Raw genomic sequence first — 13,681 nt, forward strand, 5'->3', positions numbered from 1 at the left:
GTAGTATCGATAACTTGATTAAGCGCATCCCCAGCACTATGAACCACACGCCTTCCATTGGTCACCAACTCGGTACTTTGATTCATGCTTTGGTTGGCCGCTTCAGTTAGACTACGAATTTGATTAATAATGCGGCTGATCTCTTCTGTAGATTGACTAGTGCGACTCGCTAGACTTCTCACTTCATCGGCTACAACAGCAAACCCTCTGCCTTGCTCACCAGCACGCGCGGCTTCTATCGCAGCATTTAAGGCCAATAGGTTGGTTTGTTCGGCAATACCTGCAATAACATCTGTGATTTTCTCTACCTCGGCGCCCGCAAGGTTTAGCTTGGTGATATGTTGATTGCTGTCGCCAACAGAACTCTCTATGTTTTGCATAATAGCGATGGTATCAGTGACGACTTTTCCACCTTGTTCTGCTACATCACCACAATCTCGCGCGTGATCAGCGGCCTGGGATGTGTTTTGCGCGATTTCTCTTGCCGCAACCGACATTTGTTCAATCGCGGTTGCGGCAGAATCAACTTTTAGACGCTGTTCATTTAGAGCGTGACTAATCGCATCACTTTTTTCGTAAATACGATGACTATTGCTACTCACGTCACTGGCTGTTTGGTTAACTTCAGCTATCAGCGATTTCAATTGTTCTGACATAGCATTGATAGAACCCGTTAACTGGGCAATTTCGTCTTTTCCTTTAACGACTAATGGCTGATTAGCTAAGTCACCTTCGGCTATTTGCATCGCGCGTAAATTTACAGAGGCTAAACTTGTTTTTATTCTTTGACTAAGCCAAAAAACGACTAGACCTCCCAATAACGCTGCCACAAGGGCTCCACCAAATACGACCACGACGATATGTTGGCCTAATGACTTAAGCTCTTGCTGATTTTGTTCCAACAACTGTTGTTGCTGTATGTTCCACTGTAGTAATTGCTGTTCAATATCGCCCACTAAAGGAACCACTTCATTGGCCATACGATGATTGGCAATATTCCAATCTTCAGCTGCTCGGATAACAAATAACTCATCGACTAATGGAACGAAAATATCGACAAGCTCGACAAACTGTTGCCAAAGACGAGCTTGCTCTTCAGTAAACAAATTAGCCGCGGCTTCAACATCCGCGACGAGCAGTTTATGACGAGAAAAATATTCGGCGTATTTTTCTTGCTCATACGAATCGCCAGTTATAATAAAACTTCTCAGGCTGGTTAAAGCATTTGCCAGTTGATTGCGAGCTTCGCTCATATCTGCCAGCAAACGCACGCGCTTTTTAGGGCTGTATAAGCCCGGTTTTGAAATCTCTTCAGCCACGGCGCTGGATACTTGATTCATCGCTTCTTCAGCTAGCGGCGCTATATCAAACAGTAATAAAGCATGAGCAGGCAAGTTGTCTTCGCTATTAGAAATCTCAATAATTTGTTGTTGTAATTGCTTTAATTTTTCAAAATCAACGATCGTTTGTTCAGGCACGCTAGCTTGAGTTAATAGCGCTATTTGCTCTATGTTAATAGCAATTTCGCTCCAAGCCTTGTCAAATACCGCTTGAAAATGTTCAGCCCGTTGAGGATCTGAACCGTGGATTAAATACGCTCGTACTGCGCTGACAGAAAGCTGGAGTTGCCGCTCAATTTCTTTACTTTTTGAAACAACAGGGACACTAACTTCAACGATCTGCTGCTCTTTCTGCGTAATGCTAGACAGCTGAAGAAATACAATTGACGCGGAAATAACCATTAATACGGCAACAAAACCAAACGCCGCTAATAGTTTATTTGAAATAGACACCGTTAACTCCTTTAATCGGTTCGGCTAAATGTCATGGTCGACATTAGGTCAACGCACAACGATAGTTAGTGAACCACTTCCTTTGATAATCATAAATACCGACACAAGATATAAACTCATTTGGGAAAGCATTTCCAGTGATAATTGCCAAAAATAGGCTAAATCATAGATACAAACGCTTTCACTGAGTTTTCCTTATCAATAACACCTTGGCGACTTGCAGCATATAGCACTTGGAAATGCGCCAGAAGTGTCTAAACAAGAGGGAAAACTGCCAGCCAGACCCTCTTGAGTGTTTAATTATAGTAGCGAAACAAAAAGATATTGTTTTGCATTGTTAGCTAGCAGGCTGAATTGTTATAGTCGGTACTAATTAGGATCTGGCTATTTGTCTAGCCTTAAACAGCTAAATGCCATCGCAAACAGGATTACTATGCATTTTTTTTCTAGATTGGTTCTTTGCTTGTCACTCTCCGTACTCGTAAGCGCATGTAGCGGCAATTATTCTTTTAATAGTAACCTTGATAAAGAGAATTTCGATAACTACATCCCAGCAGCCGATGTGTCAGTTTACCAATCTGACCAAATTGATCCTCTCAGCGCTGAATACTTGGGTATTGTTGAAGGTGTAAGCTGCCAAGAAAAAGCTAACCACGCTCCACCACAAGAAGTAGATGCCCGCAATAGCCTACGAGAGCAAGCAGCTTTGCTGGGTGCAAACGCGGTAGTAATCCAACAATGCTATCCCATCGCTGAGCCTGTGGCTTGCCTTGCCATGCTAAGTTGTTTTGCAAAGGCATATAAGATTTAGTTGTTATGACACTAAGCATTGAACCTTTGGGATATATTCGCTCACCTTACGCTGAGAAGTTCTCAGTGCCTAGGCAGCCAGGCTTGGTTACCGCCACCACGAGTACACTCGTATTTACGGCCCCTTATAATAACCCAGATATGCTAGCTGATATTGAACAGTTCAGTCATTTTTGGTTGATCTTCGCTTTTCATCAAAATAGCGATGCAGGCTGGAAAGCGAAAGTGCGCCCTCCTCGCTTAGGCGGAAATCAAAAAGTAGGCGTGTTAGCTTCTCGTTCTAGCTTTCGCCCAAATAACCTCGGGTTATCATTGATGCAATTGAGCCATGTGGTGCGGGAAAAAAGCTGCCTTGAGCTACATTTTAAGGGGGGCGATTTGGTAGATGGCACACCCATTTATGATGTTAAACCCTACCTGCCATATTCAGATAGTGAACCAAATGCTCTGGCTGGCTATGCCCAGAGCGAGCCAACACCAGCACTGCAGATTAACTGGCATGAAGATGCAGAAGAACACTGCAATCTCTTAGGCATAAGCAAAAACCAACAACAAGTTATTGAGCAGGTATTAGCTCAAGACCCCCGACCGGCTTATAAACGAAATAAGCCGGATGATAAAATATATGGCGTTCACCTATACGACTTAAATATTAGATGGCAAGTGATTAATTCTGGCGCTACAAGGCCTCAACTCTACATAATGTCGCTTAGCCATGTCTGAAAAACAATTAGATTACCAACAGCAGCATAAGAAAAGACTTGCTTGGATGCCCTGGCTTTATTACCGACTGAAAGCCAAACATCTCGTTTGGGCTCAGCCATGGCAACAAGAATTACAGCAAACCCTAACTGAACTAGAAACCATCGTATTTAAGAATAATTGTTTTGTCGCACCCGACGCTCAATTGTTTGCCGAACCCGGACGCGATATAACAATAGGTAATAACTCGTTTATTGCAGCGCAAAGCTTCCTCCATGGCCCGATTACTATTGGCCATGATGTCGCTATAAACCATAGCTGTTCAATTGACGGAGGAAAAAATGGCATAGTTATCGGTAATAACACTCGAATTGCTAACGGCGTAAAAATATATGCGTTCAATCATGGCATGCATCCCGACACACCCATTTGGAAACAAAATAATAGCTCCAAAGGTGTGCATATTGGTGAAGACGTTTGGATAGGCGCCAACGCTTGCATCGTTGACGGAGTCACCATTGGTGACCATGCAGTGATTGGAATGGGCTCAGTTGTCACCAAAAGTGTTACTGACTGGGCGATTATGGCTGGCAACCCAGCAAAAATCATCGGCGACCGTCGTGACAAGGCCTGACAGAGTATTGTTAGCCTGTTACAATCGCCGCAATTTATTAGCGAATATGAAAGGTTAGATATGCGTTCTAGCAAATATCTTCTGGCAACTCAGAAAGAAACTCCAAGTGATGCTGAGATTATCTCTCACCAATTAATGTTACGAGCCGGGATGATCCGTAAGCTCGCCTCAGGTTTATATACTTGGCTACCCAATGGTTTAAGAGTGCTGTCTAAAGTCGAACAAATTGTTCGAGAAGAAATGAATGCCAGTGGCTCAATTGAGATCCACATGCCAACCGTACAACCTTCTGACCTTTGGGAAGAAACGGGTCGTTGGGATAAATTTGGCCCAGAGCTACTACGTTTTAAAGATCGCCATTCGCGAGATTTCGTACTCGGTCCTACCCACGAGGAGGTGGTGACTGAATTAGTGCGTAAAGAAATAAATAGCTATAAGCAATTACCACTCAATCTTTTCCAAATTCAGGCAAAGTTTCGTGATGAAGTGCGACCACGTTTTGGCGTAATGCGCTCACGCGAGTTTTTAATGAAAGATGCCTACTCATTCCATCTTTCTGATGAGTGTTTGCAAGAAACCTACGACGAAATGCACGCCGCTTACTGCCGAATATTTGAACGTTTGGGTCTGGAATATCGCCCCGTACTCGCTGATACCGGCAGTATTGGAGGCGCAGTCTCCCACGAGTTCCATGTTCTGGCTGAATCGGGTGAAGATGCTATCGCATTTTCCGATGGCAGTGATTACGCAGCAAACATTGAAAAAGCTGAAGCGCTAGCGCCAGTCGGTGAACGCACTGCACCTAGCCAAGAAATGCATGAGGTAGCCACACCCAATGCGAAAACCATCGCCGAGTTGGTCGAGCAGTTTGACCTTAAAATTGAACAGACAGTTAAAACACTCATTGTTAAAGCTGATGAAGAGTCAGGGCATAAACTGATTGCCTTAATTCTTCGCGGTGACCACGAGTTAAACGAAATCAAAGCGGAGAAACTGGCGCTTGTTGCCGCGCCTTTAGAATTTGCGAGCGAAGAAGAAATTCGCCAAGCAGTGGGGGCTGGTCCCGGATCATTAGGCCCTGTAAACTTGCCGATGCCGATCATTGTCGATCGAAGTGCAGCTCACTGTAGTGATTTTGGTGCCGGTGCCAACGTTGATGACAAACACCTGTTTGGTATCAATTGGCTGCGAGACTTACCTCTTGGTGAAGTCGCTGACTTACGTAACATAGTAGAGGGTGACCCAAGTCCTTGTGGCTCAGGCACTTTAGCTATTAAACGCGGTATTGAGGTAGGTCACATCTTCCAACTTGGAGATAGCTACGCAAAATCAATGAATGCCTCAGTACTTAATGAACAAGGTAAAAACCAAGTTCTAACGATGGGCTGTTATGGTGTTGGTGTCTCTCGCATCGTGGCTGCAGCCATTGAGCAAAATAATGATAAATATGGCATCACATGGCCAGAAGCTATCGCGCCATTTAAGCTAGCTATCGTACCAATGAATATGCATAAATCTCATCGAGTACAAGAAGTAGCTAACAAACTTTATGAAGAAGCGAAGCAACGAGGCATCGATGTATTATTCGATGATCGCAAAGAGCGCCCAGGTGTAATGTTTGCAGACATCGAACTGATCGGTATACCTCACGTGATTGTGATTGGTGATCGCAGTTTAGATAAAGGTGTTATCGAGTACAAAAACCGTCGCACTGGAGAAAAGACAGAAGTAGCCGTTGAAGATATCTTCGAACAGTTCTAGAAAAGCACTTTCATTGTGACTAAAAGCTGGCTTAGGCCAGCTTTTTTTGTCTTAGATGTGTGATTGCTTTAGCAAGCTCCCCGCTATCGCTGTGCTAACATATAATTATGAATCAAAAGGCTACCGTTAAATCCAACCAAAAAGTGGCGCTCGTACTCACCGGTGGCGGCGCTCGTGCCGCCTATCAGGTTGGTGTACTAAAAGCAATTGCTGAACAATACCCAAGAAATCACGCTAGTCCGTTTTCGATTATTTGCGGAACTTCGGCCGGAGCGATTAATGCTACTGCATTATCGGTGTATGCTTCGTGCTTTCGCCTTGGCGTTAAAAAACTTGAGTATATTTGGCGAAACTTCGAATGTAAGCAGGTATTTAAAACCGACGGCTTAGCCATCGCCAAGCAGCTCTCCTCAATCGTGTGTAAAAGTTTACATGCCGACTACAAGCAACAGCAGGGCTTTTCGCTACTTAACAACGAGCCTTTACAAGATTTATTAGATGCCTACCTCAACTATAAACGTATCGATAAAAACATCGCAAACCAATACCTGCATGCGCTCTCTGTTACCGCTTCTAACTATCAAGATGGAAATTCATTGTCTTTTTTTCAGGCTGACGAAAAGCAACAAAACTGGCAAAGGGCGCGGCGACTAGGACAAAAAACCCAAATTCATACTACCCATTTACTGGCTTCAACGGCGATACCTTTAATCTTTCCTGCGGCCAAAGTAGGAAAAGATTTTTATGGTGACGGTTCAATTCATCAGTTGTGCCCGCTTAGCCCAGCGATTCATTTAGGGGCCGATAAAATACTGGCGATTCACCTAGAACAACAGCGCCACCCTTCCTCAGGCATAGATGCTCCCGCCCCCAACAGTGCTACCATTGCAGGTCATTTATTAGATTCGGTGTTTTCCGATACTCTAAACTCTGATCTTGAACGCCTAGAGCGAATAAACCGCACTCTAGATTTATTGACTGAACAACAGCAGCAGCAATTAGACTTACGGCCTGTGGAAACCCTCAGTATTAAACCCCAATTAGATTTCGAGCAACTGTCACATGATTATTATTCCCACTTGCCTTTTAGTGTGAGAATGATGCTTATCACCTTAGGCATTAAACGCGACAAACCTTCAGCTATTACCAGCTTTTTAATGTTTGAGAAAGCTTACACAAACTGCTTAATAAGTCATGGATACCAAGACGGCTTAAAACAAATTGACAATATTTTGGCTTTTTTAGAAAAATAACATGGCCTAAAAATTGCTTTATCTTAGATAGCGGCGTTATTTGACGCAATATAGCAAGATATTATCGAGAGTAAAGTAATTATGGATTCGCTACAATTAGCACAAAATGATATTGTAAGCCCAAGAAAAATATCACAATTTTCTAATAGTGCTGAGTTAAACCCATTACAGAAACTCAGTATTATTGAAGCGCTTCAAGAAAGCCTGTTATTGGAAGATCTACTGCAAAACTTTGCCGCCGCGGCAAGTAGTTACGTAGAGTTTTCGGCATTACGTTTAGTTAGCGATGGCATTCAGCAAGAAGTAAGCTTGTTTGAAGGGCAACGTTACTACCGTAGTTTTTCACTCAATGACAAAAAACGCCCTTTAGGGATCGCAACGTTTACCCGCGATACGCCTTTTCAACGCAACGAGATTCAACAATTACGTCAATTAAGTCAGTTGTTACAAGCACCGCTAAAACATGCTTTGCAAATTTCTCGTTTGCAAGAAAGAGTGAGAAATGATTACCTCACTGGTATTGGTAATAGGGCGCATTTTGACGAATCGTTACATACGTCTATAGAACAACAAACGCGCCAATGTCAGCAGCAACATGGTGGTTTGGTGTTGATGTTACTAGATTTAAACAAATTTAAACAAGTTAATGATACGCTCGGTCACCCTGTCGGTGATCAGGTTTTAATTGGTTTTGCCGACATACTAAAATCAGTAATTCGCAGTGGCGACCAAGCTTTTCGAATTGGGGGGGATGAATTTGCCATGTTACTTCGTCCAGCCACCGAATACTCAGCCCAAAAAGTGGTAGCTAGACTGAATAATGAACTGGCAAATACGCCTTTATTGGCCCAATACGAAGTATCCGCTAGTGTCGGAGTATGTACCTGGGAGCCAGGTCGAAATAGCGCCCAGCTAATACAATTAGCTGATGAGCGGCTTTACGCTAACAAGCTGGCGTCCAACTAAACCTAATGCCTTGGTTATTATCAGCCTGCAAGCTAGCGTTGGTATATAAGTCGCCAATAGCGACTAAACAATCATCGTAAAATACAAAGGGAATGCGATTACGCTGCCAAGACGGCAATTGCGCTTCTTGTAGTAACTTCTTAATACTCCTACGCCCATTATGTTCAGCGGCGACAAAATCACTCACGGTAAGTTCTGAACGAAATCGTAGCGTAACCACTTCGCCCAGTTTAGGTGGCAATAAATTGCCGCCCTGATACCAACTTATTTTGCTGTGATTTTCCAACAACAAATGTTGGACACTATTCATGTTCCAAGGTTGATGGTGCGAGCTTTCAATTAAGCATTGCTTAGCTACTAAATAAAGACGCCCTTTAAACCGGCGAACCTCTCCTTCACTGAGCTTTACAGAAACCTTTGCGTCTTGTTTAGCTAGAGACTGACTAACTATTTGACCTAACTGAGCCTGGCTCGGGTACAACCAATCATGGATTGTAAACCAGTGGCGTAATAGATTATTGCGTCTAGCCTCACTTAAGTCATGCAAAGCTGAACAGCTTAATGCGCCATTCTCGCCCACCTGAGAATAATCACTTTCGGCAATCTCAGTCGCTAGCTGATTAGCTTCTTGTAAATGTTGCACACTACGCTGAGTCGTTTTGAGTATCTGAGGCCAGCGCAGGCTTAAAGTCGCCATAACTTGGTGACGCAAGAAATTGCGGTCATAATCCATAGACTCGTTACTCGGGTCGTCTATCCAAGTCAATTGATGAGATTGTGCATAATCTTCTAATTCAGCGCGACTAAACGCCAACAAGGGGCGTAACAATGAGCCTTGAGCAAAGGGCCTTTGCAATGGCATTGCCGCTAAACCATTCACTCCGCTACCGCGCTTTAGGGCCAACATAAAGGTTTCGAACTGATCATCGGCATGGTGGCCGGTGAGTAGCAGGCTGTCTTTACTGCCGATATATTTAGTCAGCGCAGCGTAGCGGGCCTCTCGTGCAACGGCTTCTAGGCTTTGTCTAGCATCGAGTTTGATATTTAAGGCTTCACTATAAAAACGAACCTCAAGCAACGAGGCCTGCTGACGACAGTGTTCCTGCCAAGAATTAGCTTGTTGTTGAAGACCATGATTAACATGAACAGCAATGACGCGTATATGTGGATTTCTTTTTGCGTAGGCTGCACTTAGAGAAAGTAAAACACTAGAATCCAAGCCGCCGCTATAGGCGACCACCAATTTTCTAACCGCTGGGCTTAAGTGTTTAAAGTGCTTATCAAAAGTAAAAGTAAGGGACACTGTCAGGCCTATTAAACATGCATTGAGAAACGTTCCAGCTCAATGCATGCTTAGAAATTAGCAGTAACCGTAAGACATTAGTCGTTGGTAACGCTGTTCGAGCAAGGTATCAACATCTAAAGCACTTAATGACTCTAAGTCATTGAGTAATTTTACTTTGAGGTTGCGAGCCATTTCAGGTATATCGCGATGTGCTCCACCCAATGGTTCAGCAACGATATCGTTAATCAAATCAAGCTCTTTTAGGCGAGCAGAGGTGATCCCCATAGCATCAGCGGCGGTGGGTGCTTTATCAGCACTTTTCCAAAGAATAGAAGCACAGCCTTCTGGAGAAATAACCGAATAGGTACTGTATTGGAGCATGTTTACGCGGTCACCGACACCAATAGCTAAAGCGCCACCTGAGCCACCTTCACCAATCACCGTGCAGATAGTCGGCACCTTTAGGCCAGCCATCACCAATAAATTTTTAGCAATAGCTTCACTCTGACCACGTTCCTCTGCACCTACCCCGGGGTAGGCACCTGGGGTATCAATGAAGGTAATAATTGGCATGTTAAAACGTTCGGCCATTTCCATTAAACGCAGTGCTTTGCGGTAACCTTCAGGCTTTGGCATGCCAAAGTTACGGCGAATTTTCTCTTTAGTTTCGCGCCCCTTTTGCTGACCGATAAGCATTACGGGTTTGCCGTCTAAACGGGCCATACCACCGATAATAGCTTCGTCGTTCGCGTAGGCTCTATCACCCGCTAATTCATCAAAATCTGTAAAGATATGTTCGATATAGTCGAGCATATAAGGACGATTAGGGTGTCGAGCTAATTGGGCTACTTGCCAAGCACCTAAATCTGAGAATATTTTTTTTGTTAAATCATTTTGCTTTTCTTGCAAACGAGAAATTTCGTCTTGCAAATCAACATCTACACCAGATTCTTCATTTACGATGCACAACTCTTCAATTTGCGCTTGCAGCTCAGCAATAGGCTGCTCAAACTCTAGAAAATTCGGATTCATATAAACTTATTCTTAATTAAATTCTAGGGTGACTTGCTGTTGTCCCAACAATTGGGTCAACGCCTCTATTAAATCTTCACTTGGCGTAATTCGCCAATCTGTACCTAAGCTTAACATGCCACTGGCATGATCGCCTTCATAACTTATCGTCACTGGACAGGTACCGGCACGATATGGCTCTATAACCTTATAAAATCGTTGCCAAAATAATTCGTCAAGCTGGTCTCGACACATATTCAAGCGTAGCTTCTTTAACCAACGTTCACGCGCTGTCGATAAGTCCATAACCTCTCGAGCAGTCATTTTAATGCCTCCAGAGAAATCATCAACGCTGACCTGCCCTTGAATGACCAACATGCGATCTTTTTCAAGTAGTTCTTGGTAAGTATCAAAGGCTTCACTAAAAAACATGATATCTAGACGGGCACTTCTATCATCCAATTGGATAATACCCATCTTAGCACCCCGCTTAGTCATCATTACGCGGGTAGACAATACTAAACCAGCTACGGTAGAGGTAGTGTCCCGACCAGTTGGGCGAATATCTACTAAGCGGCCCGTTGTATAATGACGAAACTCTTTTAAATAGCGGTTTACTGGGTGACCCGTTAAATATAGGCCTAGCGTTTCTTTCTCTCCCTCTAGCCAGACTTTTTCAGTCCATTTGTCTTGTTCAACAAAACTTGGCCGAGTGTCATCCTCTACTGACAATACGCCAAATAAGTCTTCTTGCCCACGAGCCGAAGCTTGAGCCTGCTGAGAGGCTGCTTGCATGGCTGAAGGTAAAGTAGCCATCAGTGCAGCTCGGTGAGGCCCCAACTTATCCATAGCGCCAGCCATGATGAGCTTTTCGATCACTCGGCGATTGATTTTTTTAAGATCTAAACGACAGCAAAAATCAAACAAATCGATAAATGGGCCAGATTTTCTTGCCGCTAAAATAGCGTCAATAGGCCCCTCTCCGACGCCTTTGATGGCACCAATACCGTAAACAATTTCTTCATCAGAATTCACCGAGAACTTGAACAAACCTGCGTTAACATCAGGCGGAACAAGCTTCAACTTCATGTTGCTACATTCGTCAACCAAGGTAACAATCTTATCGGTGTTATCCATATCGGCAGACATTACCGCAGCCATAAAGTACGCAGGGTAATGAGTCTTCATCCACAGCGTTTGATAAGATACTAATGCATAGGCGGCTGAGTGGGATTTGTTAAAACCGTAGCCTGCAAACTTTTCAACTAAATCAAAAATCTTCATAGCCAACTCACCGTCGACATTATTTTTGATAGCACCTTCTTCAAATACCGCACGCTGCTTGGCCATTTCTTCAGGTTTCTTCTTACCCATTGCGCGGCGTAACATGTCTGCACCGCCAAGAGTATAACCCGCTAGGACCTGAGCAATTTGCATCACTTGCTCTTGATACAGAATGATCCCGTAAGTAGGTTCAAGAATAGGCTGTAGGCTATCGTGTTGCCATTTTTCATCTGGGTAAGACACCGCCTCGCGGCCGTGCTTACGTTCAATAAAGTTATCTACCATACCTGATTGCAAAGGACCTGGACGGAACAAAGCAACTAATGCAATCATGTCTTCAAAACAATCTGGCTTAAGCCGCTTGATCAGATCTTTCATGCCGCGCGATTCCAGCTGGAATACAGCGGTGGTTTTACAATCTTGTAATAGCCTGAAAGATTTTTGATCGGTGGTTGAAATAGCCGCAATATCAACCGGCGGTTCACCTTTGGCCGCAAGCACCGGATTTAACATATCCAGTGCCCATTGGATAATGGTTAAGGTACGTAAGCCAAGGAAGTCGAACTTAACAAGACCGGCGTACTCCACATCATTTTTATCAAACTGAGTAACAGGGTTTTTACCCTCTGCATCACAATACAAGGGGGCAAAGTCAGTAATAGTAGTGGGCGATATAACCACCCCTCCCGCGTGTTTACCTGCATTACGGGTAACCCCTTCAAGTATCCTAGCCATATCGATCAGTTCGCGAACTTCTTGATCACTATCGTAAAGCTCAGGTAATCGCGGTTCGGCCTCAAAGGCTTTTTCCAAGGTCATGCCTGGATCAGGAGGGATCAATTTTGATATACGGTCAACAAAACCATAAGGCTGCCCAAGCACCCTACCCACATCCCGAACCACCGCTTTAGCGGCCATGGTACCAAAAGTGATGATTTGTGATACCGCATCGCGACCATACAGCTCTGCGACGTGGTCAATCACCTCGTCTCGGCGATCCATGCAAAAGTCGACGTCGAAATCGGGCATGGAAACCCGCTCGGGGTTCAAAAAGCGTTCAAACAGTAAGTCGTATTCAAGCGGATCGAGGTCTGTAATTTTTTGTGCATACGCCACCAACGACCCTGCACCCGAGCCGCGACCGGGCCCCACCGGAATATTATTATCTTTACTCCACTGAATAAATTCCATTACGATCAGGAAGTACCCAGGGAACCCCATTTGGTTGATAACATCTAGCTCAATTTGTAGACGTTCATCATATTCAGGTCGTCGCTTCGCGCGCTCTTCGGGATCAGGAAATAGAAACTCCAAACGCTCTTCTAGGCCATCCCAGGATACCTTACAAAAAAACTCTTCAATTGGCAGCCCATCTGTGGGGAAGTCGGGTAAGAAGTATTCTCCCAAGCGAACGGTAACATTACACCGCTTGGCAATTTCTACTGAGTTTTGTAACGCTTCAGGGATATCTGCAAACAAGTTCTGCATTTCTTGTTCGCTACGTAAGTATTGCTGAGCACTATATTTTTTAGGCCTGCGATTGTCATCCATGCCAAAACCATCATGAATAGCCACTCTCACTTCATGAGGTTGAAATTGGTCTTCTTCCAAAAAGACGACTTCATTAGTCGCGACAACAGGGAGTTGTTGCTGAGCAGCTAGTTCAACTGCCATATGTAAATAATTTTCTTCGTCAGGGCGACCGGTGCGTATCAATTCCAAAAAATAATTATCGGCGAAATACTGTTGATAAAAGCGTAGGCAGCGTTCAACTAATACTGCATTTCCCTTGAGTAAAGCTTTACCTACATCACCATGGCGCGCGCCGGATAATACGATCACCCCTTCGGCATGTTCGCTTAACCACTGCTTATCAATAACCGGTCTACCTTGCAGCTGGCCCCGTAAGTATGCGCGTGATATCAGCATAGTTATATTTTGATAGCCTTGATTATCAACGGCTAACAGGGTTAAACGAAAGTGGTCATCAGCAAACTCTTCAGACTTGACGAAGAAGTCACAGCCAATAATCGGTTTTATACCTCGGTTATGCGCTTCGCCATAAAACTTTACTAAACCACAAAAGTTAGTCTGATCGGTGAGAGCAATAGCAGGCATATTCAGCTCTGCGGCTTTGGCAATAATAGGTTTAACTTTCTTCAGACCATCGATCATTGAAAAG

General features: G+C 44.1%; 10 protein-coding genes (1 of these 10 running past the window's edge). 6 read left to right on the top strand and 4 right to left on the bottom strand.

Going from position 1 to position 13,681, the window contains the following annotated elements:
• On the bottom strand, positions 1 to 1,793 hold the 5' portion of the coding sequence (locus M0C34_RS12840; protein WP_248712081.1) for a HAMP domain-containing methyl-accepting chemotaxis protein. It extends 208 nt beyond the left edge of the window; the window shows 1,793 of its 2,001 coding nt (coding positions 1-1,793); it begins with the start codon at positions 1,791 to 1,793; the stop codon falls past the left edge of the window.
• 433 nt (positions 1,794 to 2,226) lie between these two features.
• Between M0C34_RS12840 and rcsF the strand changes: the two genes are divergently transcribed.
• The 6 genes from rcsF (at position 2,227) to M0C34_RS12870 (ending at position 7,919) form a co-directional block, all read left to right on the top strand.
• A complete protein-coding gene (gene rcsF, locus M0C34_RS12845; RefSeq protein ID WP_248712082.1) occupies positions 2,227 to 2,604 on the top strand; it encodes an Rcs stress response system protein RcsF in 378 nt (125 codons plus the stop codon).
• A 5-nt stretch (positions 2,605 to 2,609) separates the two neighbouring features.
• Entirely contained in the window at positions 2,610 to 3,326 is a 717-nt protein-coding gene (gene tsaA, locus M0C34_RS12850; protein ID WP_248712083.1) for a tRNA (N6-threonylcarbamoyladenosine(37)-N6)-methyltransferase TrmO, read from the top strand.
• Positions 3,319 to 3,939: an acyltransferase gene (locus tag M0C34_RS12855; RefSeq protein WP_248712084.1), complete on the top strand. Its 621-nt coding sequence runs from the start codon at positions 3,319 to 3,321 to the stop codon at positions 3,937 to 3,939. Before tsaA ends, M0C34_RS12855 begins: the two co-directional genes overlap by 8 nt.
• Before the next feature lie 60 nt (positions 3,940 to 3,999).
• Entirely contained in the window at positions 4,000 to 5,700 is a 1,701-nt protein-coding gene (locus M0C34_RS12860) for a proline--tRNA ligase (RefSeq protein ID WP_248712085.1), read from the top strand.
• A gap of 107 nt (positions 5,701 to 5,807) precedes the next feature.
• Positions 5,808 to 6,953 carry a patatin-like phospholipase family protein gene (locus tag M0C34_RS12865; RefSeq protein WP_248712086.1) on the top strand — a complete coding sequence of 382 codons (1,146 nt, stop codon included), beginning with the start codon at positions 5,808 to 5,810 and terminating at the stop codon, positions 6,951 to 6,953.
• 81 nt (positions 6,954 to 7,034) lie between these two features.
• Positions 7,035 to 7,919 carry a GGDEF domain-containing protein gene (locus M0C34_RS12870; protein ID WP_248712087.1) on the top strand — a complete coding sequence of 295 codons (885 nt, stop codon included), beginning with the start codon at positions 7,035 to 7,037 and terminating at the stop codon, positions 7,917 to 7,919.
• On the opposite strand, the gene tilS is transcribed toward M0C34_RS12870, so the two are convergent.
• Genes tilS through dnaE form a run of 3 tightly spaced genes read right to left on the bottom strand, consistent with a single transcriptional unit; the run spans position 7,897 to position 13,674 of the window.
• Complete coding sequence (gene tilS / locus M0C34_RS12875; protein WP_248712088.1) at positions 7,897 to 9,222, bottom strand: tRNA lysidine(34) synthetase TilS; 1,326 nt, start codon at positions 9,220 to 9,222, stop codon at positions 7,897 to 7,899. The genes M0C34_RS12870 and tilS overlap by 23 nt on opposite strands.
• A gap of 57 nt (positions 9,223 to 9,279) precedes the next feature.
• Positions 9,280 to 10,236: an acetyl-CoA carboxylase carboxyl transferase subunit alpha gene (gene accA / locus M0C34_RS12880; protein ID WP_248712089.1), complete on the bottom strand. Its 957-nt coding sequence runs from the start codon at positions 10,234 to 10,236 to the stop codon at positions 9,280 to 9,282.
• A 12-nt stretch (positions 10,237 to 10,248) separates the two neighbouring features.
• A complete protein-coding gene (dnaE, locus tag M0C34_RS12885) occupies positions 10,249 to 13,674 on the bottom strand; it encodes a DNA polymerase III subunit alpha (protein WP_248712090.1) in 3,426 nt (1,141 codons plus the stop codon).
• Positions 13,675 to 13,681 lie beyond the last annotated feature (7 nt).

Origin of the sequence: Agarivorans sp. TSD2052, from assembly GCF_023238625.1 — a bacterium.
Classification (GTDB): domain Bacteria; phylum Pseudomonadota; class Gammaproteobacteria; order Enterobacterales; family Celerinatantimonadaceae; genus Agarivorans.